Source organism: Pontibacter sp. HSC-36F09, from assembly GCF_024171605.1.
Taxonomy (GTDB): domain Bacteria; phylum Bacteroidota; class Bacteroidia; order Cytophagales; family Hymenobacteraceae; genus Pontibacter.
Genome location: NZ_JALKAA010000006.1, coordinates 14373 through 38445, shown reverse-complemented (window position 1 = coordinate 38445; position 24073 = coordinate 14373). Strand labels below are relative to the sequence as shown.

The 24073-nt window shown below is 49.6% G+C and carries 24 protein-coding genes and 1 tRNA gene; 14 read left to right on the top strand and 11 right to left on the bottom strand.

Annotated features, from left to right (window positions below; translation table 11 throughout):
* The first annotated feature begins 149 nt into the window (after window positions 1-149).
* Both greA and L1278_RS16115 read left to right on the top strand, forming a co-directional pair.
* On the top strand, window positions 150-623 hold the full coding sequence (gene greA / locus L1278_RS16120) for a transcription elongation factor GreA (protein ID WP_188499819.1): 474 nt from the start codon (window positions 150-152) through the stop codon (window positions 621-623).
* 4 nt (window positions 624-627) lie between these two features.
* Window positions 628-1029, top strand: a complete 402-nt coding sequence (locus L1278_RS16115; RefSeq protein ID WP_253406050.1) for an HIT family protein — start codon at window positions 628-630, stop codon at window positions 1027-1029.
* Window positions 1030-1094: 65 nt separating this feature from the next.
* On the opposite strand, the gene L1278_RS16110 is transcribed toward L1278_RS16115, so the two are convergent.
* The 4 genes from L1278_RS16110 to ruvC form a co-directional block, all read right to left on the bottom strand.
* Window positions 1095-2162 (bottom strand): MlaD family protein, encoded by a 1068-nt coding sequence (locus tag L1278_RS16110; protein WP_253406049.1) that lies wholly within the window; start codon window positions 2160-2162, stop codon window positions 1095-1097.
* Window positions 2163-2942, bottom strand: a complete 780-nt coding sequence (locus tag L1278_RS16105) for an ABC transporter ATP-binding protein (protein WP_253406048.1) — start codon at window positions 2940-2942, stop codon at window positions 2163-2165.
* Entirely contained in the window at window positions 2942-3760 is an 819-nt protein-coding gene (locus L1278_RS16100; RefSeq protein ID WP_253406047.1) for an ABC transporter permease, read from the bottom strand. The genes L1278_RS16105 and L1278_RS16100 overlap by 1 nt, the downstream gene beginning before the upstream one ends.
* 453 nt (window positions 3761-4213) lie before the next feature.
* Window positions 4214-4780 carry a crossover junction endodeoxyribonuclease RuvC gene (gene ruvC / locus L1278_RS16095; protein ID WP_256488675.1) on the bottom strand — a complete coding sequence of 189 codons (567 nt, stop codon included), beginning with the start codon at window positions 4778-4780 and terminating at the stop codon, window positions 4214-4216.
* Window positions 4781-4805: 25 nt separating this feature from the next.
* Here ruvC and L1278_RS16090 point away from each other — a divergent pair, with 25 nt between their 5' ends.
* The 9 genes from L1278_RS16090 (at window position 4806) to L1278_RS16050 (ending at window position 12755) form a co-directional block, all read left to right on the top strand.
* Window positions 4806-5795, top strand: coding sequence for a lysylphosphatidylglycerol synthase domain-containing protein (locus tag L1278_RS16090; protein WP_253406046.1), 990 nt, complete (start codon window positions 4806-4808; stop codon window positions 5793-5795).
* Window positions 5795-6934 carry a glycosyltransferase gene (locus L1278_RS16085; protein ID WP_253406045.1) on the top strand — a complete coding sequence of 380 codons (1140 nt, stop codon included), beginning with the start codon at window positions 5795-5797 and terminating at the stop codon, window positions 6932-6934. The genes L1278_RS16090 and L1278_RS16085 overlap by 1 nt, the downstream gene beginning before the upstream one ends.
* Entirely contained in the window at window positions 6927-7184 is a 258-nt protein-coding gene (locus tag L1278_RS16080) for a hypothetical protein (protein WP_253406044.1), read from the top strand. The genes L1278_RS16085 and L1278_RS16080 overlap by 8 nt, the downstream gene beginning before the upstream one ends.
* Window positions 7185-7404: 220 nt before the next feature.
* Window positions 7405-8628, top strand: a complete 1224-nt coding sequence (locus L1278_RS16075; RefSeq protein WP_253406043.1) for a PP2C family protein-serine/threonine phosphatase — start codon at window positions 7405-7407, stop codon at window positions 8626-8628.
* Window positions 8629-8770: 142 nt separating this feature from the next.
* A complete protein-coding gene (locus L1278_RS16070) occupies window positions 8771-9406 on the top strand; it encodes a polysaccharide deacetylase family protein (RefSeq protein ID WP_253406042.1) in 636 nt (211 codons plus the stop codon).
* Complete coding sequence (locus L1278_RS16065) at window positions 9403-10494, top strand: glycosyltransferase (protein WP_253406041.1); 1092 nt, start codon at window positions 9403-9405, stop codon at window positions 10492-10494. Before L1278_RS16070 ends, L1278_RS16065 begins: the two co-directional genes overlap by 4 nt.
* Before the next feature lie 256 nt (window positions 10495-10750).
* Window positions 10751-11518, top strand: a complete 768-nt coding sequence (locus L1278_RS16060) for a TatD family hydrolase (RefSeq protein ID WP_253406040.1) — start codon at window positions 10751-10753, stop codon at window positions 11516-11518.
* Between the two features lie 3 nt (window positions 11519-11521).
* Window positions 11522-12586, top strand: a complete 1065-nt coding sequence (locus tag L1278_RS16055) for an asparaginase (RefSeq protein WP_253406039.1) — start codon at window positions 11522-11524, stop codon at window positions 12584-12586.
* 81 nt (window positions 12587-12667) lie between these two features.
* A tRNA-Ser gene (locus L1278_RS16050) sits at window positions 12668-12755 on the top strand.
* Between the two features lie 137 nt (window positions 12756-12892).
* Here the strand turns inward: L1278_RS16050 and rlmH are convergent.
* Window positions 12893-13366, bottom strand: coding sequence for a 23S rRNA (pseudouridine(1915)-N(3))-methyltransferase RlmH (gene rlmH, locus L1278_RS16045; protein WP_253406038.1), 474 nt, complete (start codon window positions 13364-13366; stop codon window positions 12893-12895).
* A 279-nt stretch (window positions 13367-13645) separates the two neighbouring features.
* Between rlmH and L1278_RS16040 the strand changes: the two genes are divergently transcribed.
* On the top strand, window positions 13646-13882 hold the full coding sequence (locus L1278_RS16040) for a hypothetical protein (RefSeq protein WP_188499802.1): 237 nt from the start codon (window positions 13646-13648) through the stop codon (window positions 13880-13882).
* A 165-nt stretch (window positions 13883-14047) separates the two neighbouring features.
* Here the strand turns inward: L1278_RS16040 and L1278_RS16035 are convergent, their stop codons facing one another.
* From L1278_RS16035 to L1278_RS16015, 5 genes are all read right to left on the bottom strand, one after another.
* Complete coding sequence (locus L1278_RS16035; protein ID WP_253406037.1) at window positions 14048-14302, bottom strand: hypothetical protein; 255 nt, start codon at window positions 14300-14302, stop codon at window positions 14048-14050.
* A gap of 213 nt (window positions 14303-14515) precedes the next feature.
* Entirely contained in the window at window positions 14516-15601 is a 1086-nt protein-coding gene (locus L1278_RS16030; protein ID WP_253406036.1) for an ABC transporter permease, read from the bottom strand.
* Window positions 15598-16980 (bottom strand): ABC transporter permease, encoded by a 1383-nt coding sequence (locus L1278_RS16025; RefSeq protein WP_253406035.1) that lies wholly within the window; start codon window positions 16978-16980, stop codon window positions 15598-15600. The genes L1278_RS16030 and L1278_RS16025 overlap by 4 nt, the downstream gene beginning before the upstream one ends.
* A 7-nt stretch (window positions 16981-16987) precedes the next feature.
* A complete protein-coding gene (locus L1278_RS16020) occupies window positions 16988-18529 on the bottom strand; it encodes an ABC transporter substrate-binding protein (RefSeq protein ID WP_253406034.1) in 1542 nt (513 codons plus the stop codon).
* Window positions 18530-18792: 263 nt separating this feature from the next.
* The gene (locus L1278_RS16015; protein ID WP_253406033.1) at window positions 18793-18975 is read right to left on the bottom strand and encodes a hypothetical protein; all 183 of its coding nucleotides are present in this window, start codon (window positions 18973-18975) and stop codon (window positions 18793-18795) included.
* Window positions 18976-19285: 310 nt separating this feature from the next.
* Here L1278_RS16015 and L1278_RS16010 point away from each other — a divergent pair, with 310 nt between their 5' ends.
* Together L1278_RS16010 and L1278_RS16005 are read left to right on the top strand one after the other, a co-directional pair.
* Window positions 19286-20794, top strand: coding sequence for a hypothetical protein (locus L1278_RS16010; protein WP_253406032.1), 1509 nt, complete (start codon window positions 19286-19288; stop codon window positions 20792-20794).
* 25 nt (window positions 20795-20819) lie between these two features.
* Complete coding sequence (locus L1278_RS16005) at window positions 20820-22151, top strand: MFS transporter (protein WP_253406031.1); 1332 nt, start codon at window positions 20820-20822, stop codon at window positions 22149-22151.
* Between the two features lie 257 nt (window positions 22152-22408).
* On the opposite strand, the gene L1278_RS16000 is transcribed toward L1278_RS16005, so the two are convergent.
* Window positions 22409-24070, bottom strand: coding sequence for an amidohydrolase (locus L1278_RS16000; RefSeq protein WP_253406030.1), 1662 nt, complete (start codon window positions 24068-24070; stop codon window positions 22409-22411).
* Window positions 24071-24073: the final 3 nt, after the last annotated feature.

The window sequence follows — 24073 nt, the reverse complement described above, 5'->3', positions numbered from 1 at the left end:
ATGTGGCTTACCCAGAACCACCGGCTTGTTTTGATGCAGGTTGGCTGAAAAAGAGAAAATAAATCAATTACATATTAGGCAAAAAGAACGGTTATGTTTGACATAGCCGTTCTTTTTGTTTTTGTGTTTTAAAACATGAAGACAGTATTATGAGCAACATTTCTTATTACACCGCTGAAGGTTTACAGAAGCTAAAGGAAGAGTTACACGAGCTGAAAACAAAAGGTCGCTCGGAAGTAGCGCGTCAGTTGGCAGAAGCACGCGATAAGGGCGACTTGAGCGAGAACGCTGAGTATGACGCCGCCAAGGACGCACAGGGTCACCTGGAGCTGAAAATTGCAAAGCTGGAAGAAGTAGTAGGCAACGCCCGCCTGATAGACGAGTCGAACCTGGACATGAGTAAGGCGCTGATCCTCTCGAAGGTGAAGATCAAGAATCTGAAAAACAACATGGTGATGGACTATACCCTAGTGGCGGAAGAAGAGGCTGACCTGGCCTCCGGCAAGATTTCCGTGAAGTCTCCGATCGGGAAAGGCCTGTTGGGCAAGTCGGTTGGTGAAAAGGCCGAGATAACCGTACCGGCCGGCAAGATCGAGTTCGAAATACTGGAAATCAGTCGCTAAGCTTATGGAGCCATCTATCTTCACTAAAATTGTAAAAGGCGAGATCCCCGCTTACAAAATAGCGGAGGATGATCGCTACCTGGCCTTTCTGGACGTGTTCCCGACAACAAAGGGCCATACCTTAGTTATACCCAAGCAGCAGATCGACTACCTGTTCGACCTGGACGATGCGCTATACCTGGGCCTGATGGCCTTTGCTAAAAAAGTGGCGGCTGCCGTAGAGAAGGCCGTTCCTTGCAAGCGCATAGGGGTGGCGGTGGTAGGCCTGGAAGTGCCTCATGCGCACGTGCACCTGATCCCACTCAACAAGATGGCAGACATGAACTTTGCCAACAAGCAGCAGTTCAGCAAAGAAGAATTTGAGGAAGTTGCCGAAAAGATCCGGAAGGAGTATGCGGCTTCTTAAGGTATAGCTATACCTTCAAGTCATACAAAAAAGGGCGAATCTTTCGGATTCGCCCTTTTTTATGCTTAATTCTCTATCAGGATAGAAGGCTTAAACTCCAGTTGCGTTGTGTCTTTTGGTTGTACCTGCTTTGGTGCCGGCTGGTTTTGTTGTTGCTCCTTCTGCTTGGCTTCTTCCTTTGCCTGTCGTTTAAAGAAACCTCTCAGTAGGAAGTTGTTTTGCAGGGCCTCCATATTCTGATCGAGCTTTTCAGTGCCCGTCTCCAGGTTTTGCATGGTGCTCTGCAACTGGCGGGCAAATTTCTGGTCATTGAGAAGCACGCCTACCGCACTATTGCTGTTGTTGAGCTGAGTGGTAGCCGTACGCAGATTCTCCGTTATTTCAGAGGTTGAAGCGGTGGCCTCTTCCAGTTGCGTCATCGAGTTTTTCAGCTGCTGGAACACCTCTTTGTCAGTTACCAGTTGGTTTGCCAGGCCGTCAGGTGAGTTGAGTTTATTGGTGAAGGCCGACAGCGAGCGTGAGGCATTAACGGTGCTTTCGGAAGTGCGCTGCAGGTTAGCTACCACACCACGGAAGTTTTGGGCCATGGTCGTGTCGGTCAGCAGGGCACCTACGGTTCCTTCGCCTTTAACCAGGCGGGAAGTAAGCTGCTTAAAATCACCTGTGATGGCAACCAGGTTCTCGTTGTTCTGTTGCAGCTTTTCCATCAGGTCATCGGTATTAAGCGGGCTTATGGCTGTTATTCTGTCGCCGTCCTCGATAGGAGCGGCAGCTTGGGTGCCTCCGTCAATCACGATGTTCTTGTTGCCAATAAAGCTCTCGGAGCTGATGCGGGCCGAAGCATTTTTGCGAATGAACTGCTGCACCTTCTCCTCAACGTTCATGACCACCTCTACCTGCGAGTCGCCGTAGAGGTTGATGGACTTGATCGTGCCGATCTTCACACCCGAAAACCAAACATTGTTGCCGGTTCGCAATCCGGCTACATCATCAAAAATAGCGGTAAGAGTAACGGTATTGATTAGGCGCTTTTGCTGACCGGCCAGCATAAAAATACCAGCCACCAGAATCACGATCGCCAGGAAAGTGAAGATACCAACTATAACAGTGCGTTTATTATCTGCAGAACTCATCTAGTCTATAAAGTTGTAGTTATAAAAAGATTGTACGCGTTCGTCATTGCTGTCGAACACCTCTTCGAATGTGCCTTCCCGTTGGAATTGTCCGTCGAGCAGCATCACTATTCTGTCTCCTACGGCGCGGGCACAGGTTAGGTCGTGGGTAATGATGATGGAGGAAGTATTGAATTTCTCCTGTACTTCATTGATCAGGCTGTTGATCTCGATACACGTAATGGGGTCGAGGCCAGCAGTGGGCTCGTCATAGAGCATAATATCTGGTTTCAGGATAAGGGTACGGGCAATACCGATTCGTTTGCGCTGGCCACCGGACAGTTCAGAAGGCATTTGGTTGATGGCCTGCGAAAGCCCCACGGCCTCCAGCACATACTGGATCGTGTCTTCCCGTTCGGCTTCAGTCATGTGCTTCGCGTGCCGCTCCAGCGGAAACTCAAGGTTCTCGCGCACGGTCATACTGTCGTACAGGGCGCTGTTCTGAAACGAAAAACCGATCTTGAGCCGAAGTGCATCCATCTCCCGTGGTTTGAGACCGCTAACTTCTTTGCCCAAAACGTTGACCGTTCCTTCGTCTGCCTGCAGCAAACCCGAGATGATTTTGATCAACACGGACTTGCCTGTACCGGAGCGGCCGAGCACCACCAGGTTTTCTCCTTTATAGAGATCAAGGTCCACACCTCTGAGTACCTCAAAATCGTCGAATGCTTTTTTGAGGCCCCGGATAGAAATCACTTTCTCGCTCCTATCGATGTTGGGGTTTATTTGTTTTGCCTCCATTAAAAAGCTCTGATTGTGTTAATAACCTGCATGATGAGCAGCTCTTCAATAAAGATAAGGAACATGGCTGTTACCACCGATGAGTTGGCCGCTTTGCCCACACCCTCTGTGCCTTTAGAAGAATTATACCCTTTGTAGCACCCCACCATACCGATGGTGAAACCAAAGATGACAGACTTTACCGACGAGGCGATGATGTCCAGAAAGGTGATGGCGTCAAAAACCTGGTAAAAGAAGACGCTCAGGGAGGTAAGTTCATTCTGGTGCACGTTCAGGTAACCGCCCAACAGCGACACGAGCGTGGTGAACATCGTTAAGGCCGGAATCATCAGGGTAGATGCAAGCACCCGGGTTACCACCAGAAATTTAAACGGGTTGGTGGCCGACACTTCCATGGCATCGATCTGCTCCGTTACCCGCATAGAACCCAATTCAGCACCGATAGCGGAACCGACCCGGCCTGCTGCAATAAGCGCCGTCACCAATGGACCGATGGCCCGGATGATGGCTACGGAAATAAGGGCGGGCAAGAGCGAGGTGGCACCAAAATCGGCCAGGGAAGGGCGCGACTGGTTGGTAAACACGATACCGATGATGAAGCCCGTGAGCGAGATCAGCGGCAAAGAGCGCACACCGATTTCATAGCACTGCTTGATAATCTCTCTAAACTCGTAAGGCGGAAACCACACCTCCTTAAAAAACCGCGCATTGAAACGGTACACTTTCGCCAACTCAACAAAAATCCTGTCGAGTCTGCGTGTCGTTACATACCTGCGCCGGGCTGGAGCTGCTCCCGGTTTATTTTTGTCTAAATCCATTTATGCTGTTTAGGATTCACCTATACACTTGCCTTTGACAAAGCAGCGGCAAAAATAACTCAAATTTAAGAATAAGCCTGACGCTAAATTTAACCGCACCAGCAAAAACATGTTTAAACTTTGTCTTTTGGCAAAACCTATACCTTGCTACAGGCTGATTTTAGTCGGGTTTCGGAAGGAAATCAGGCAAACTTATAAGCCTTACGAAAGATAGATGCGATTTTTTACAAAACTGCGAAATATTTTCAAAAGCTTATACTTATTGAAGGATAGTTGATGGGGATGTTGGATTGCTGATTGTCCGCTGTACGGTTGATCTGGCCTTTCAGACACGGGTGTCCGAAAGCATTATTAGAAAAAGCATTTAGAGCGTTTAGGTTGGTTTATACAAGCACGACGTTACGGTGTAAAATCGCTACACTTCAACTTTCTAACTCCCAAACTCTTTAACTTCTACAGTTTTCTCTCCGGATTGTCGGTCAGGAAGGCTTTCCAGGAGTTGGTGCCTTTTTTGGCGTTATTACCTTTCTGGTAGTGGTGGCAGAGAGCCACGGACAGGGCGTCAGTGGCATCGAACATCTTTGGGTCGGGCTGTATTTTGAGGATCTGAACCAGCATGGCGGCCACCTGCTCTTTGGAGGCGTTGCCATTTCCGGTAACGGACTGCTTTACTTTTTTAGGAGCGTACTCTACGTAAGGGATGTCGCGGGAAAGGGCGGCGGCGATGGCAACTCCCTGTGCGCGACCAAGTTTGAGCATGCTCTGCACGTTCACACCAAAGAAGGGCGACTCGATGGCCAGCTCGTCGGGCAAGTATTCGTCGATGAGCTGTATCATGCGGTCAAAAATTTTCTTTAACTTGATGGCGTGGTTGCTGTAGCTTTTGAGGTGAATAACGCCATACTGCACTACCTTTACCTTCGATCCGGTTACTTCTATCAGGCCATAGCCCATGACTTGCGTGCCGGGGTCGATGCCAAGAATCAATTTGTTGGGTGGGAGGGCAGGAGAGTAAACCATAAGAGCCGCAATTTAAGACAATATCTTGAACATTACCCGCAACAGAAGGTTCCTTTTAGTTTCCGGCAAAGTTGTCGTGGTGCTGCTCACCTTCTATTTTCTGTATTTGGCCATCTTTACGGCACCCGACACGCTGCTCTCCTGGCAAGCTATACTGCAAGCTGCCCGTCAAAGCAATTATACTTTTCTACTGATCTTAAGTGCGCTGCTCATACCTGTCAACTGGGGACTGGAGGCCTGGAAATGGCAAATTCTGGGGCAGAAGCTCGAACACATTTCATACCTGCGGGCGTTCCGTGCGGTCATGGTAGGGCTCACGCTCGGCTTCATCACCCCCAATCGTTTGGGCGACTACGCCGGCCGTGTGCTCGAGCTCAAAAGTAAGGAGCGCCTGGAAGGTATAGGAGCGGTTTTCATCGGCAGGTTTTGTCAGTTGGTGGCCACCGTGCTGGTCGGTACGCTGGGGCTGGTCTACTTTGCTCTTTTGCTTTACTGGATGGAGTATCCGGGAGTCTGCCTTAGTATTTTCTTTCTGCTGCTCGTGCTCAATGCAACCATGCTATTACTGCTCTTTAATGCACGCGCCATGGTGGCCTTAGTCGCAGCAGTAGGACCGCTGCGCAAACTGGCAAAATACCTGGCCATAATGGGGCGCTATACCTTCGGGGAAATGAACCGGGTGCTGTTGCTCTCGCTGCTGCGCTATTTTGTGTTTCTGCTACAGTTTGTTCTCCTGCTCGTTTTGTTTGAAGTACGGCTGAGTCCTGTGGAATACATCAGTGGCGTGTCTACTACATTCTTTCTGAAGTCGGTGGTGCCTTCGGTGTCGCTGCTGTCTGATCTGGGTATGCGGGAATTGTCGGCCATGTACGTGTTTGGGTTACTCGGGCAGGAGCGTCTACAGGTGCTGACTGCCAGCCTGAGTCTCTGGCTGCTCAACATCGTGGTGCCAAGCGCGGTCGGTTTGTATTTTGTGTTGCGCCTGAAGATGGGCAGGAGAGGAGGGAGCGCCTGATGTTCATGCTACTGCTTTTGATGTCGCTGCTTGCCTATGGCTGGGTCATCCTGCGCTGTTTGTCCGCCTGGAACCGCCTCCCTATACCTGCTATACCTGCGGGGTTTATACCTGCCACCAAAATAACCGTCATCATTCCCGTCCGAAACGAGGCAGGGCACATACGCAACTTGCTGCAGGATCTGGAAGAACAAACCTATCCGGCTGATCTCTTTGATGTGCTGGTAGTAGACGACCACTCAGAGGACGGAACTGATGAGTTTGTACAGGGTTTTATACCTAACACCAGGCTTCAGCTAAGGCTGATCCGGTTAGATGATCACACAACCGCCACCGGCAAGAAAGCCGCCATCAAACAAGGTATAGCGGAGGCTGATGGTGAGCTGCTAGCTTTTACCGATGGCGACTGTCGGGTGCAACCTGACTGGCTCTTGCACTTCGCCTATACCTTCCAATCGCAGCAGGCTATCTTTATCTCGGGTCCTGTCTGTTTTCACCATACTCAGACCATGTTGGAGCGTATGCAGTTGGTAGAGTTTGCCTCGCTGATCGGAGTGGGGGGCGCTTCCATCGGCCTGCGGCAACCGAACATGTGCAATGGCGCCAACCTGGCCTATACCCGTGCTGTGTTTGAGGAGGTGGGCGGTTTTGCCGGAAACGAAGGAATAGCCAGTGGCGACGATGAATTTCTGCTGCACAAAGTAAGTCAGTTATACCCTGAGCGCATCGCATTTCTGAAGCACCCCGGAGCCATCGTGTATACCGAAGCGCGCAAAACCGTGCGCAGTTTTATTGCACAGCGGGTGCGCTGGGCTAGCAAGTGGCGGAGCTACCAAAGTCTATCGGTTAAGCTGGTGGCCCTGCGTGTTTTTGCCGTCAACCTTTTTCTTTTCCTGGCTATACCTGCCGTGCTGCTGCACTGGATTTCGCCCTTGGTTTTTCTGGCAGCTTACGCAGCCAAATTCCTGATCGATTTCCTGTTCTTAAACCGCGTGCTGACTTTCATGCGGAGGCGAAATTATCTGATTTATATGCTTCCGTTGCAGCTAGTTTACATTCCTTACGTACTATATACCGCTATCATGGGTCTTTCAGGTCGCTATACCTGGAAAGGCCGAACCATCCATAATCATGACTGAGAATGAATTTGCCATCATGGACGAGCTCTATTTTGTGACGTCCTACCCTGACCTCAAAAGCACCAGCGCCCTGACTGACGAAGAACTCTGCACGGCCCTGCGCGACCTGATTGCCAAAGGCTATATCCGGATCTTATACCCGGACCCGGATACGGAGCACGAGTATGATGAAACTGCCTTTGGGGAACAATGCCAGCACTACTACTACCTGGCCACCAAAGCCGGCCTTGTGGTGCATAATTCCATCTGATACAAGTATTTCCCGAAGCAATTCTAAACAAATGCCTTGGCTACGTAGTTGCATGTAAACGTACGGGACGAATACGGATTATTTGAAAGGATTTGGAGGGTTTGGCAGAGAATGCGGTTGATTTTTTGTAAATTTACGCGGTCTATACCTGCGTGACAGGTATAACTGGCAGGAGGGTCCCCACGTGCGGATTTTTCGCCAACCTAACCTATGAAACTGAATGCCTGATATAGTTGCTCCGAACATACAGCAAGAGTTAAACCTCAAAAAGCTGGAATTATCGGCCCTGTTGGAAATCACGCAGGCGATTAACGACAACCTGCCCGAAGAGGCGCTCTATAAAATATACCGCTTCACGCTGATCGCCCAGCTGCAGATCAATCGTCTGGCGTTGTTTGTGCACGACGAGAAGTGGGACTGCAAAGTGAGCTACGGTACCGATCTGGAAGCCGCTAAGCAACACCTCCCCGACGTCATTCTCGAACTCAAGGAAATCACCCGCATGTCTAAGCTGATCGTGGACAAGAAGTGGCGTAATTTCGAGATCGTGATTCCGATTCTGCACAATGGCAAAGTGCTCGCTTTTGTGATGATCGGCAAAAACCTGCCTTACTACACCAATATCGAGGCGCTCAACTTTGTGCAGACGGTAAGTAATATCATGCTCGTAGCCATCGAAAACCACCGCATGGCACGCCAGCGTTTGGCGCAGGAATCGATCCGCAAAGAGATTGAGATTGCCCGTGAAGTGCAGTCGATGCTGTTCCCTAAAAGCCTGCCCAATGACAAGGATGTGGCCATTCACGCCAGCTACATTCCGCACTCATCCATTGGCGGGGACTACTACGATTTTATAGAGATTGACAAAGACCAGTTCCTTTTCTGCGTGGCTGACGTGTCGGGCAAGGGGGTGCCGGCTTCGCTGTTGATGTCGAATTTTCAGGCCGGTCTGCGCACCATTTTGCGCCAGACGGCTGACCTGAATACTGTGGTGTCGGAACTCAACCACCTGATCTACCGCAATGCGATCGCCGAAAAATTCATTACCACTTTTGTCGCTATCTTCAACCGCAGCACGCGGGAGCTGAGTTACGTAAACGCCGGTCATAACGCCCCGATTCTACTCTACGAAAACGATACCCACGACCTGCTCAACGATGGCTGCACCATGCTGGGCGTGTTCGATGTACTGCCTTTCATGAACGTTGGCAAGATCCATGTGCCACATGATGCCATTATACTCTGCTATACCGACGGCCTGACCGAGGTATTTGATGAAGACGAATCGGAGTTCGGTATAGAAGGGACGATTAAATTCCTGCAGAAGAACCGTTTCCTGAGCTCGAAGATGCTGCACCTGCAACTGCTCAACGCCATCAACCTCTACAACGAAGAGTCTACCTTTAACGACGACATCACGCTCCTGTCGTGCAGGTTTAAGTAGGATTGATGGTTAAATTGCTAAATTGCTAAATTGTTTTTCAAGAATACAGGAAAGCTACTTATTAGCAGAGCGTTGAATTTCAAATGAATAGCCTGTAAGCAGCCATTCAACAATTTAATCATCAACAATTTAACAATTAAAATTGCTCCGCCTTTACAAGACTCCCGCCTTGCTTCGCAGAATATTGCCTGGCTATACCTGGCTGAGGGAAGAACAGGGCAAGGTGCTATACCTGACTTTCGACGATGGACCCATACCGGAGGTGACGCCCTGGGTGCTGGAGCAATTGGAGCACTACAAGGCGAAAGCGACTTTTTTTGCAGTGGGTGATAATCTGGTGAAGCATCAAGGTATAGCAAAGCAGATTTTAAAACAGGGCCACAGGCTGGCGAACCATACGCACAACCACCTGCGCGGTTGGGAAACCTCACTGGAGTATTATCTTGAAAACGTGCAGCAGTGTCAGCGAGAGCTCGAGCGGCTTAATTCTGATGCAGCACATCCTAAATTGTTCCGACCTCCCTACGGCCGCATTTCCTTAAAACAGGCAGCGGCCCTTCGGCCCGATTATGAATTGATAATGTGGGATGTGCTCACCAACGATTACGACCGTTCGCTCAGCCCTGAAAAATGCCTGCGCGAAACCATCCGTTGTACCCAAAGCGGCAGCATCATCGTATTCCACGACAGCCTGAAGGCCCAGCGAAACATGCAATATGCCCTGCCTCGTTTTTTAGACCATTTTACCGCACAGGGCTATACCTTCCGGACCCTATGATGGTATCTGTCGCCTATTTTATCCTGTATTTTATCGTATTTATAGCGCTTCTGTTGCTGCTGCTCTTTAATCACAGGCGCTATACGGTAAAGGTTACCAACCTACCTAATGTCAGCATTCTGATCGCGGCCCGTAACGAAGAAGCTAACATACTGGCTTGTCTGCAGGCCATTGCTGTGCTCGATTACCCCACAGAGAAGATAGAAGTGCTGATTGGTGACGATGATTCCACTGACCGCACCCGCGCCCTGGTAGAAGCCTTCATCCAGGACAAGCCCGGCTATACCTGCCTGCCCATTATCGGCACGCTGGGTCAGGCCAAAGGCAAAGCCAATGTGTTGGCGCAGTTGGCCCGCAAAGCAACTTCTGACATTTTCCTCTTCACCGATGCCGATATAGAAGTGCCGCCTACCTGGATAAAGGCCATGCTGGCAGGACTGGATGAAAAGGTGGGTGTTGTGACGGGACTGACCACGGTGAAAGGTAACCGACTGTTCGATAAGATGCAGCGGATGGACTGGCTGTTCTCAATTGGCCTGATGCAGGTGTTCAGCGACCTGAACATGCCGGTCACAACCATGGGCAACAACATGCTGCTCACCCGCAAAGCATACGAAGACGTAGGAGGTTTTGAGAGCATCCCTTTTTCGATTACAGAAGACATTGCCATTTTCAACCAGATACTCAAGCGGGGCTATGGCTTCCGCAATCTGTACAATAGCAAGGTCCTCGCGTGGTCAGCGCCTGCCCCCGGTTACGGCGCACTGCTGGAGCAGCGCAAGCGCTGGATGCGGGGTTCGGTCTTCATGCCCAAGTATATGTTCGCTTTGTTTGTGCTGCACTCAGCCTATTATCCTGTACTGATTCCTTTCTTTTTTAAGGCCTCCCTAGGTATAGCGCTCAGCATTGCGGTCGTCAAGTTGCTGCTCCAAAGCGTGTTCATGCACATCTGCCTGAAACGACTCAACCGCAGTGCCTCCTGGTGGCAGTACATTGCCTTTGAGCTATACCTGCTGGTGACTACTTTCGTTCTGATCTTTTACTTTTTCCTGCCGACCAAAGTGAAGTGGAAGGGGAGGAGGTATTAGGAGTTTGAGAATTCAGCATTAGCAGCCTTACACTCTAATGAAAAAAAGTTACATAGCACTGTCCTTTTATCGTAGGGACAGGTCGCGACCTGTCCGAATCGTGCACCGAGCAGCGATCATGCACAATTAACAATTCAACCATGTAACTATTCGACAAGCAAATCCTGCCATATAAGTGGTGATATGCTGTAGTACTTGCAGCCTTAACCATTAGTTCGGACCTTTGCACGGAGATATTTGATCCAAAAGAACGCACATGACTTTAATTGATTCGCACGCACATATCTATTCAGAGAAGTTTCAACAGGACCGTGACGAGGCGGTAGCAAGGGCACTCGAAGCCAGCGTAGAGAAAATCTACATGCCCAACATTGATCACACCTCCATCGATGTGATGCTGGAAACAGAAGAGAAGCACCCTGATCAATGCATCGCGATGATGGGCCTGCACCCGACTTCGGTGAATAAGGATTTTGAGCAGGAGCTATACCTGGTGGAGGAATGGCTGGGCAAGCGACAGTTTGCGGCGGTTGGCGAGTGTGGCATTGACCTGTATTGGGACAAAACTTTTCTACCGCAGCAGCAAGAGGCCCTGAAAGTGCAGGTTGAACTGGCCAAGAAGCACCAACTGCCCATCGTGCTCCACACCCGCGACTCCTTTGACGAAACCTATGAGATCATTGCCGCTGCACAGGACGGCAGTTTGAAAGGTATATTCCATTGCTTTTCCGGCACAGTGGAGCAGGCTGCCAAGGTGAAGGAACTCGGTTTTCTGATGGGTATAGGTGGTGTGGCCACTTTTAAGAACGGTGGCCTGGACATGGTACTGCCGCATGTTAGTCTGGATGATCTGGTACTTGAAACGGACTGCCCATACCTGGCGCCCGTACCGCACCGGGGCAAACGCAACGAGCCCGCTTACCTGCCTTTGGTGGCACGCCGCGTGGCTGAACTGATGCAAAAACCAGTGGAAGAAGTAGCCGCCGCCACAACCCGTAATGCCCTCAACCTCTTCAAACGCTAAGCGATGAAAGTAGTCAAAACCAACATCGACACCGCCGCACCTGCGCACTCGGACGCCTCCATTCTGATCATTTATACCGGGGGCACGGTAGGTATGGTATATGATGAAAAGCACAGCTTGGTGCCTTTCAACTTCAGTCAGATACTGGAGAAGGTACCCGAACTGAGCAACTTTAAGTATTTGCTGACTGTGCTGAGTATTGAACCGGCCATCGATTCCTCTAACGTGGCGCCCGCCGACTGGCTGATGCTGGCCAACCTGATACGCGACAATTACGCCGACTACGATGGCTTTGTTGTGCTGCACGGCACCGATACGATGGCCTACAGCGCTTCTGCCCTCAGCTACCTGCTCGAGAACCTGGACAAGCCCGTCATCTTTACCGGTGCACAGGTGCCGATCGGCCGTACCCGCACCGATGCCCGCGCCAACCTGATCTCTGCTTTGCAGATTGCAGCTACCAAGATCAATGGGAAGAGTGTCGTGCCAGAAGTTTGTGTCTATTTCCATAACCTCCTGATCAGGGGCAACCGGGCCAAGAAAGTAGAGAGCCGCCATTTCAATGCTTTTAAGTCGGAGAACTATCCGTTACTTGCCAAAGCGGGCATCAGCATCGATTTTTATGATAATGCTATTTTGCCGCATTCGGAAAAACCACTGCACGTGCACCAGCAACTGGATGACAATGTGGCTATCCTGAAACTTTTTCCGGGCATAACGCCGCAGGTGATGCGCAGCGTGCTGGAAACGCCGGGACTGCGCGGCATCGTACTCGAAACATTTGGTGCAGGCAACGCCCCCACAGCGGGATGGCTGCTTGAGATGCTGCAGGATGCCCTGTCAAGAGGGATTTATATTCTGAACGTGTCACAGTGCGACGAGGGCAGGGTGGACCAGGGGCGCTACGAAACAAGCAAGTTCCTGCTCAACATGGGTATAATCGGGGGCGACGATATCACGACCGAGGCAGCCATTACAAAATTAATGTTTGTGCTGGGGCTCGGCCTGCCGGTAACGCAAACCCGTGAGCTGCTTGCCAGTAACCTTCGCGGAGAGATCAGCATCTAGCAGGCGCAATATATTTATAAGGTATAGGGCTGTAAAAATTTGCGATAGTGTAAGTTATTGGCGTATATTTGCACCCATAATAGAGAGCTGTCCGAGTGGTCGAAGGAGCACGCCTGGAAAGTGTGTATACCCCAAAAGGGTATCAAGGGTTCGAATCCCTTGCTCTCTGCTGCATAACCCAAAAGAGCCTGTAAGTGAATAACTTGCAGGCTCTTTTGTTTTGGTAGGTATACCTGGCATTACATACTCTGCCACTGTCAGGAGAGTATGTAGTAGTAAGCATCACTGTTAATCGGAAAACAGCCCTCAATCATGATGATACTTCTCGCCCCTCAAAATCGTGAAACCACGGTATAGCTGCTCCACGAAAAACAGGCGAACCATCTGGTGTGAGAATGTCATTTTAGAAAGTGAGATTTTATCATTTGCCCGCTCATAGATGGCGGGGGAGAAACCATAGGCACCTCCGATGATGAAGACCAGGTTGGTGGTAACGGTGTTGAGTTTTTTTTGCAGGAAGTGGGCATACTCAGTGGAGGTAAAGGTCTTGCCCTGCTCGTCGAGTAGCACCACGTGGTCGCCATCCTGTATCTTTTGCAGCAACAGTTTGCCTTCTGCCTCTTTTAGATTATCAGCTGTAAATTTGCCACCCTGCTTCACATCAGGTATGATCGTAAACTCGAAGGGATGGTAGTGCTTCAACCGTTTCATATACTTCTGTATACCTTCCTCCAGAAATGCCTCGTCTGTTTTGCCGATCGCAATGAGTTTGATTTTCATGTAGCGCTTTTCCCACAAATTTCGGTCTAAATACGCTGCTATGCAACTTTGCTAGCCCTGACTAAGGTATAGCCGGGCTTTCGATGGATAAGATCTGTTTAAGTCTTCATCTTGTCTTGCAAGCAACTCATCCTCCAAAGTAAATCCGATAATTTAGCAGACTGGCATTGTTTAGCCTTATTCTAAATTGCTAAATAACAGTGGTTGTATGCAACCTGTGGCGGGTGTAGGCAGGTAAAAAGGGAAAGTAACACTATGTGAGACTTAAATTATAAAGATATGGAAGCGATATGTAATAACTGCAACCACTGGGAACAGGATCAAAACAAAGTACAACTTCAAAGCAACGAATTTGGTTTGTGTGACGAGTTAACCGGCCAGCACGCTCTGGAGCCGGCTTATGTACTTCCGTTGGTTCACGAAGGACCGGAAGATAAGAAACCAAGAAGGTTTGAAATGATCACGGGCGCACAGTTTGGGTGTAATCACTTCAGTGAGCGCAAAGGCTGGGTATAAGCCCTTCGGCTAGGTTGTAAAAACAAATGCCCTGCAGGAGACTACAGGGCAAATGCCTAATCTAAACACAAACAACCAACACTAATATTATCTATTCAATCTTATTCTAATCTAAACTATTCTATCTATTCTATTCCCAAGGTGTAGCTTCCTTGTTGGCTGATATTAGTAGCGTAGGTAAGGCACGTTGCTCACTCCGGAGGAGAGTGAGTCAAGTATACCTACAAAATACTCGCCTATAAACAGACCGGTTCCTTTCTTTACCGCATCCGTCCCTAAAGTCGAATTGATCACTTCCCCATCAATCGTTGAGTACTCAAGCGAGTCTTCGTTTTGGGTAACGGGCTTCACTGATTTTAAGTAGTTGCGGCTGCCAACATGCTTTGTTGGATTGGCCGCTGTGTTTTCGTAGGTTTTCATATGTCAGGCTGTGATTTGGTTTAGATTGATACAATGATACAGCTAAGCCATCTCCTAACACAGGAAATATATTTGCAAGAAGTAACTTGTATTATATGATGTCTATATATAAAATAATAATTTTATATAAGCAATAGGCAGACTTTATTTGACTATACAGCTTCTGCGACAGGGGGGTGTTGACGAAATATGCTAAAAGGTAACAAAAGTTAATTACTTTTTATATTGTAAAGAACGCAGCACATAATAACTGACAGTCTGCAAGGCCAGCACGGTCAGCGAGAGTATGGCACCAGGTATAGCGACGAGCCACCAAGCAGCCGTATTGGTGCGTATACCTGCAATCATTCTTCCCCAGCTAACCAGGTCGGTGCTCACGCCAATGTTCAGGAAGGAAAGCGTCGACTCCAGCATCAGCAAACCAGCTAAACCAAAAGAAAATGCAACCAGCACCGGCCCCAGCAGGTGCGGAAGCGCATGGCGAAACAAGAGGCGCCTTTGCGTATACCCCAGGCTGGTCGCTGCCTCAAAAAACGGTAGCTCCCTGATTCGCAGCATTTCTGCTCTCGCCAGGCGCGCCGTTCCCGTCCAGAAGGTAAGCACCAGCAAGATAGACAAAGCCAGCAGAGTAGGAGGTACGATAGCTGCCAACACAAGTATTAGCACTAGCCTCGGAATACTTGTCTGCACTTCAATCAATCTTAACAGCAGTTCGTCAGTTGGGAACGGAGTCTTTTTATGGAGGAATGTGAGTCGTTTAAAAAGTGGCGTTAAGGTGACTACCACAAGTAAGCTGAATATGACAGCTGCTATGCCTGTCAGGAAGAAATCAGCGTAGTCAGCGCCCTGACTGAAGAGTAATGTCGGGAGGTAGAGACCGTAATAGGCGAAAGGTAACAATGCGAAAAGCAAAGCTGCCACCAGGGCCCGGCTCAGGTATAGGCGGCGGTTGCCATAAAGCCCTGCCATGGCTCCGAGCGTCAGGCCAATCAGGCTGGCTAGTGTCATGACAGGTAAACTGATAGCAAATGCTGTGCGGGCGCCATATAGTACATTTGACAGCACATCTCGCCCTAAACCATCTGTTCCAAGCCAGTGCTGGGATTTGTCCGTCTCAGTATTCCAACCGAAAGGCGCCTGGTAAATTTGCTCCAGGTCCAGTTCGTTTGGACCATAGGCAAGCGGGAGCCAGGGCAGCGCCAAAGCGACAGCTGCCAGCAACACAAGGTATAGCAAGGCCAGTCGGAAGGCCGGTGTCGTTTGCCATAAAGCACGCGCTATGTGCCACAGGTTCTTCATGCTGCGTGCGAGCGTATGCGTGGATCGGCCAGAGCGTATAGCAGGTCAGAGAGCAGGTGCGACAACAGCCTGAATATGGCCACTTTCACCACGATGCCCATGATGACGGGGTAGTCGCGCGCCAGCACCGCATCAATGAGCAACCGGCCCACGCCAGGTATAGCAAAAATAGTTTCGATGATAACGGCCCCCGCGACCAGGGCAGGCAGAAAATCTGACAGCAGGGTGATAACAGGAAGCAGTGCATTGCGCAGCATGTGACGGCGAATGACGCGATGCTCGGAAAGGCCCTTTGCACGGGCTGTGCGGATGTAGTCCTGGCCAGCCACCGCCGCCAGCGCCTGATAAAACTGATTGGTGAGGTAAGGTAAATTGGCCAGCACCAGGCAGAGCATAGGGAGCGCCATAAACTGCAGCCATTGACTGAGCTGCGCTACCCAACTCTGGTCGAAGGAATTGTAATAACCCATACCGTATACCGGGAAGAGCTGTAAAAAAGCCGGATTTGCCAACAGTACCAGCAGAAGCATGGCCAGCACAAAGAGCGGAACGCTATCCAGCAGGAAAAGGGAAGGAAGGAACGTGCTGCGCCAGATACGCCCTGAGCGGCGTACCATTAGGATGGCCAGTTCCATAGCCAGCAGAGTGGCAAATAACATACTCACCAGCAGCAGCCACCAGGTGTTTCCAATCGCTTCGCCCAGTACTGTAGCCACAGGACGTCCATCCCGTAGCGAAGTACCCAGACTACCCTGGAGTAAACCTGATAGCCAACGGTGGTATTGGCTTTGAGTGCCATGCCACTGCAGCGATGGCAGAAGATAGGTATAGCCCTGAGACTGCGACAGTAAACGTTCACTGTTTTCTAGCATCTGGCTATGAGAAAGCCTGGTCGCGGACAGTTGCGTTGCTATACCTGTCGTAGCCTGCTGAAGTTCGGCAGCGTCTTTGTGACTATAGATTCTAATTAGGTGTTCCTGCACCTTTTGGCGCTCCGACTCAGATAGGCTTGCCTCAAACGTCTTCAGGCTTCGGAAAAACAGGGTGGCTGCTTCCGGATCGCCATACTGCCAGGAAAGTTTTTTGAGGAAGGCACGGTCACGCTCCGGGAAAACGCGGTGCAGGGTGTCGGGTAAGGCGGCAGATGTAACGCTGAAATAGAAGAGCGGCAGGTCCTGCCCAGTGATCTTTAAAAACTGCCGGTAGCTGTGGTCGCGCGAGGCGGCATCGCTGCGGCTGTAGTAGCCGGCTTCTTGCTGTGCCAGGTAGGCGCTCCCAAATGCGCCGGGCATCAGCTTGCTCAATATAAAGATGGCCGATGCAATGAACCAAATTGTAGGGATAGCCAGGAGCAGCCGCCTGAATACAAAATTGGCCATGGCACGGTTAAGGCTTAAGCATAAACGAACTCAGGTCGTAATAAGGGCGCACGCCCGACACCTTGGTATTAGTGAATCTGCTGTGTATAGCAATCCGCTCTTTTCTGAAATAGAGCGGCAGAAAGGCTGCTTCCTCCTGTATGATTTCCTGTAGCCGGTGCAGGAGCAGGGCCTTCTCCGCTTCGCTTTCGGCTTCGTTGATCTGGTTTAGGAGTTGGTCGCTTTCAGGCGTACCAAAGCCTGTAGTGTTAAGCCCGCCCGGTCCGGCAAAACTTGTGTGAAAAAGCGGCTTAAAATTGAAAACAAACGGATTACCCGAGATGCCTCTGAAGTGCATGTCGTAGTCCCGTTGGTCTATCCTTTGGCTATAAACGTTTCCCTCTAGCGGAAGCAAAGTAACAGGTATACCGGCTTTGCCGGCATGTTGCTGAAAGATAAGAGCCATTTGCTCATACGCCGTGTTGCCGGCTCTGTAGAGTAATTCAATGCGCAGGTCTTCCCTCTGGCCGTTACTATTCCGGTACCAGCCTTTTTGCTCCTGTATCCAACCGGCAGCTTTCAGCAAGGCGGTGGCCTGTGCGGGGTCAAAATTGCGTGGCTGCAATTGCGGATGATACAGGTCTTTCCTGTCAGGAGGTATAGGGCCTACCGTCGGTGTCGCGTACGACTGCTGGCTCACCCGGATCATACCCGGTACATCCAGCAGGTGGGAGATGGCCCGACGTGTGCGCTTGTCGCGGAACGTAGGTTTACGCGAATTGATGGCAGCGTAGATCAGATCATAACCATGCGGCGTATGGAGGTCGTAGTTTTTCAGGAAGTTTTCATCCTGCCGGAGCTGATCGAATTCGTTGACTGGAATGTTGTCCAGGACATCGAGCTGTGCGTTTTTAAGGGCCAGGAGTGCGGTGGTATTGTCAGGTATAATCTGAAAATTGATCTGCTCAGGGTTGGCATTAAGGTAGCTGGCAGCGCTTGCCGTGTTTTTCCCCCACCAGTTTTCCTTTTGCTTCAGCACGATGTACTGCCCCGTAGCCCATTCGGCTAGTTGGTAGCCGGCACTTCCCTGTGAGATATCCTTGCTTTCCGGTGAGCCCAGCTTGTTACACCGTTCAGCCACAGCTCTTGTACGGTCTGTGTTATATTGACTGCTGTCAGCCGTGGATAAGGCAGACAAAGTGATAGAAGTGAACGCCTGTTGCGGATCCAGGAGATAGGAGGGCAGGATAAAGAAGTCGCCGGTTAGCAGTTGCATTTCGGGCGTGTAGCCTTGGCAAACCAGTGTAAATCTGCCGGGGTCAGACGGATCGAGTTGTATGTCCTTTATAAACTCCAGCTGTGAACGGATATTCTCATTTCGGATGAAAGGAGATTTAAGCACCTTCAGGGTGAAAGCAACGTCTTGTGCAGTAACGGGGCTCCCATTAGGCCACTCGGCTTCAGGGCGAAGCTGGTAGTGAAAAAAAGTAAGCGAGTCCTTGCGCTCCACTTCCGGAAAAGCGGAGGCAAGGCCTGGCTTCAGTGTGTTATCTTCAAGATCTACAGTCAACAGGCTTTGGTAAAGCAGATTAATTATCTGCAGTGCTTCCTGCGAGGTATAGCCAATGGGGCTTAGGCTCCCTGGGTCTATAGCTAGACGCAGGCGTACCTCATCAGGCTGTCGGACCGGCTGACCGCAAAAATTTAGTAGTAGTAGAAGTAAGAAAAATAGAAATGCTTGAGTTCTCCGCATTATGTATCGTGCCCCTTGGCCAAAATCAGGCAATGGCAATATAGGGAAAATGAAGCAATTCTCAAGAAAAGCTCTAATGCCTATTTCTCGATGTTAGTCCAAGTGCCGGAACCACCCATGGCGTTCATTACATCACCGGGTAACGCTGTTGTGGTTGTAGTAGTTTCTGCAGTGGTTGTTTGGATGTTCTGATCCTTAGTAGCGTCTGTGGTTGGGTTACCAAGAAGAACGTTCAGAACGATTGTGATGATGATAGTTGCCATGGTTTCTAGGGTTAAATCGGTTTATAGTGTAACAAAGATTCACACAGAAGAAATGGAAAGAAAAGAAAGTTTTTATATAAAGGTAACTATCAATATTATAATTTTTATTATAATTAAAATTATAAATTATATAAAACTATTGATTTAGTGTTTAATATTCATATATTGCTATCTAATGTATTTGCAAAAAGTAACATTTGAGCGTTATCTGACCCCTGAAATAGACAGAAATTTGCAGCAGATGGCCCTTCATAAACGCTCTGGGGGCTATTTGGTTTCTAATATATAGAACTTTTAGGTGATCTTTTGCATGAAAGAAATTAAAAAACTGATAGAGATAGTTCTTTCCTGTAGTCAGGCAGAAACTGCGTTGCTCAATGTACCGAAGCAGAGTATAAAAGAGAAGAAATTCATCAAAGGGATAGAGCTTGGTCAATACACTTCGGATGAGCAGGCGGCAAAAGATCTTTATAATACCAATCCCAACGATGTAAGGTATAAAATGCTAAAGCATCGGGTTAAGAAGAAGCTCTTTAATGAGCTGAACTATGTAAATGCCGAGAAAGTTACAACAAACTTTGTACGTCAAAAGGAAATACAGTGTAACAGTATTATCTATCAGGCCAATATTGTGCGCGCGCGCTACGAATTTGATCTGGTGATTAGTTTAGCCAATAAGGCACTGGCAGTAGCCCAAGAGTTTGATTTTATTGACTTGAAAGTTTACTCACTTGAATTGCTTACCCTTAGCTATGCAGAGCAGGGGTTAATCAAAAAGTTTACTGCAGCTCAGGAAGAGTTGAAAATGACGATGCAAAGTTATATCAAGGAGCGAGAAGCAATTTCCTTGTTTCAGAACATCAACATGCAACTTCGCAAATCAACTAAGACCAGAAAGGAATTTTTGCCGCAGCTACCACTCCTTATAGAACAGTTGGAAAAGCTCTGGGAGGAATCAGCCACATTCAGCGCATACTATGCCTATTACAGAACCTATATCTGGTACCATGAACTAGAAGGTAACTTCAAGGATATTATTGCGATAACCATAGACGCTCTCCGGTTGGTAGAGCAGAACAAAATTAATGCGCATCGTTTCGATCTGACTTACAATAACTTCATCATGGTATACGCTCACTTAAGGGCAAAACAGCTAAGCGATGGGTTAATGTATGCACAGGAAAACATGGAACTCTACCAGCCCTCCACCCGAAACTGGTTCGCCTATATGGAAAACTATTTTCTGTTGGCAGTGCATGCACGCAGATATGGTTTGGGAGACTTACTGCTACGACAAGTGATTGAAAACAGCGCTTTACAAACGATACCGACTATCGCCAAAGAACGCTGGATGCTGTATCGTTCGTATTTCAGGCTGGTATACCCGCAGGCAACTGTCCCGGAAGGAGAGGCTAACAACCCTTACCTGCTGTCGCTGCCTGAGTACAGCAAGGATAAACTAGGTTTCAACGTAGCCATCCTCACGCTGCAATTTATCTATTTGCTTGAAAAAGGGGAAACCGAAGCGCTGCTATACCGCATCGAAAGCATTAAGAAGTATGTCTCCACACACTTGAAAGATGCCTTCAGTTTACGCAGTAAGCTCTTCTTGAAACTACTGGTGCTAACTGTAACCGAAGACTACGATGCGGAGGTTTGTCGGACGAAAGGCGAATCGCTTTATAAAAAGCTACTGGACACGCCCGCTCCCGGAGATGCTTATGCTGAGATCGAGATTGTGCCTTACGAGCATTTGTGGGACCTGATTCTGCAGATTCTGGCAAAAGAAGAAGCGAATACGAAGGCACGTACACGCTGAGTAATTATTTTGCTATATTTCAGCTATGCAAAAAAACAACCCTACCATTACCAGAGCCTGGTGCGTGTATGATTGGGCCAACTCGGTGTATTCGCTCGTCATTATCTCCACGATCTTTCCGATCTATTACAGCGCGGTATCCAAGCATCCCGTAACGGGCGCTACCCTGGTCAATTTCTTCGGGTTAGAGCTTCAAAGCTCCGTGCTATTCTCTTATGCGGTATCGGGCTCTTTTTTGCTGATCGTGCTCATGAACCCCTTTCTGACGGCCATAGCCGACTACAGCGGGCGCAAGAAGCTCTTTATGCAGCTGTTCTGCTACGTGGGCTCTATTTCCTGTGCCAGCCTGTTCTTTTTTACCAGGGAAACGTTCTCGATCTCAGTGGTGCTGTTCATGCTGGCGTCCATTGGCTTTACGGGCAGCATCGTGTTCTACAACTCATACCTGCCCGAAATCGCTACCGAAGACCAGTATGACCGCCTGAGTGCCCGTGGATTTGCCATGGGGTATGTGGGCAGCGTGCTTTTGCTTCTCTTCAATCTGGCCATGATTCTGAAACCAGGATGGTTCGGCATTGCAGCAGACAACACTAGCCTGGCTCCCCGCATTGCTTTCCTGACAACCGGAATCTGGTGGTTTGGCTTTGCGCAGTATACCTTCTACCACTTGCCTGCCAATGTCTATCAGAATAATCCGCAGGGCAGCTGGGTGTTGAATGGCGTGAAGGAGCTCAAAAAAGTACTGAATCAGGTGAAGGAACTGCGCCTGCTGAAGCGCTACCTATTGGCCTATTTCTTCTTTAACATGGGGGTGCAGACCGTCATGTATGTGGCCACTATTTTCGGGATAGAGGAACTGAAACTGCCAAGTGACAACCTGATCATCACCATCCTGATCATTCAGTTGGTAGCCATTGCGGGTGCTTACGGCTTTGCTGCTCTTTCTGCCAGGTATGGCAACATCAGGGCTTTGATCATCGCTGTGATCATTTGGATTGGCATATGTATCGCTGCTTATTTTATAACCACTGCCTATGAGTTTTATGTCCTGGCTGCCGTGGTAGGATCGGTCATGGGAGGTATACAGTCCCTTTCCCGCTCCACTTACTCCAAACTGATTCCGGCCACAACCAAAGATAACGCATCCTATTTCAGTTTCTATGATATCACAGAGAAGGTGTCCATCATGCTTGGCACATTGGCCTACGGCGCTATTGCACAGGTGACCGGCTCTATGCGCTACAGCATACTCGCACTGATTGTATTCTTCGCCCTTGGCCTGATCTTCCTGTCCCTGATTAAAGGTAAAAAATCACTGGAGCCGCAAGGCGAAGCCGAGGCAGTCGCAACTAGCTAGGTATAGTGGAAGTACATTAACTAGAAGCGGCAGCCTGATTGGGCTGCCGCTTCTGGTTTTAGATTGGGTTTTGATGGTTTAATTGTCAAGTGCTGATTGTTTGGTGCACGATTCGGACAGGTCGCGACCTGTTCCTCCGATAGGTCAGTTTTTATACCTGTCTCTGAAGCACTTTGTCAATATAGTATGACGTTATAATGTGTCGTCTATACCTTCTAACTCCTCAACTCTCAAATTCTCTAACTCCTCAACTCAGTTTACTTCTTGTATACCTGCACGCCGTTCACGTAGGTGCGGAGAACCTGCAGGCCGCGCATCTGGTCATTCGGTACTTTCATCAGGTCACGGTCCACGATAATGAAGTCAGCAAACTTGCCGGGCTCGATACTGCCTTTTTCATTTTCTTCGAAAGCAGCTTTCGCAGGCCAGATTGTCATGCCGCGCAGGGCTTCTTCACGGCTCAGGGCGTTCTCCATCTGGAAGCCACCTTCCGGCCAGTTCTTCCCATCCTGACGTGCTACCGCTGCATGGAATCCAAAGATTGGGTTGATATCCTCTACCGGGAAATCACTGCCAAGCGGGATATAACCGTTCTGATCCAACAACTGCTTGAAAGGGTAGGCGTGTGCGATGCGTTCTTTGCCCAGGCGGTCTCCGGCCCAGTACATGTCCGAAGTGGCATGTGTCGGCTGCACGGATGGCAGCACGCTATACTTGCCAAACTTGTCCATATCGGCAGGGTTGATGATCTGAGCGTGCTCTATACGCCAGCGCTTGTCGTTCTTACCTTTCAGCACTTCTCCGTAGATGTCGAGTAACAGACGGTTAGCTGAGTCGCCAATGGCGTGGGTGTTCATCTGGAAACCGTGCTGGTTCATGAGTGCGGCCAGATCACGAAACTCCTGTTCTGTAGCCAGCAGGAAACCATAATGCCCGTGCTTATCACTATAAGGCTTGAGTAGGCTGGCACCACGCGAGCCCAGTGCCCCATCAGAGTATACCTTGAAAGAGCGCACATTCAGACGGTCGGTCTTATATGGGCCGTTAGCAAAATAATGGTCCTGATTGGCATTGCCCGGATTCATCATGGCGTACACGCGCATCTGCAGTTCTCCGCTTTTGTGCATGGCATCCATCAGGTCGACGGTAGATTTGTCCAGGCCAGCGTCGGCAACGGAGGTGAGGCCTACGGCAAAGCAGTTTTTCTCAGCCTTGATCAGCGCCTGACGCTGTTCCTGCTCGTCGGGTGCCGGTATTTTGGAACTCACCATGTCAATGGCATTGTCGACCAGGATACCCGTCATTTTGCCACCTTCCACTTCAACCAGGCCACCCACCATTCTGGTCTGAGGCGTAATGCCAGCCAGGTCTAAGGCTTTCTGGTTTACCAAGGCGGCATGGCCGTCTACACGGGTAAGAATAATGGGTGTATCCGGGAAAAGCTGGTCCAGGGTGTCTTTGGTCGGGAATTCCTTCACCGCCCAGTCGTTCTGGTCCCAGCCGCGGCCCGTGATCCAGTCTGCTTCAGGGTAAGCTTTTTGCTGGTCCACTACTTTCTGCACCACTTCTTTAAATGAGCCAGTGCCATACAGATCTGCCGACTGCAGTTCAAGACCGTAGCGGTAGAAGTGGGCGTGTCCGTCATTCAGGCCGGGGTAGATGGTTTTACCTTCGGCGTCAAGTTCTTCGGTGGCACTATACCTTGCCCTTATATCTTCGGTAGTACCCACAGCCACAATCTTACCGTCCTTCACGGCAAAGGCTTCGGCCTGATCAAAGTTATCATTTACTGTGTACACGTTGCCGTTATACACGATCAGGTCAACTGATTCGCCGCCGGAGTTAGTGGAGTTGCAGCTACTCAGGAGGGTGAGGCCCAGCAGGGCGCCGGCTGCAAAGGATCGTAGTGTTTTTTTCATGTA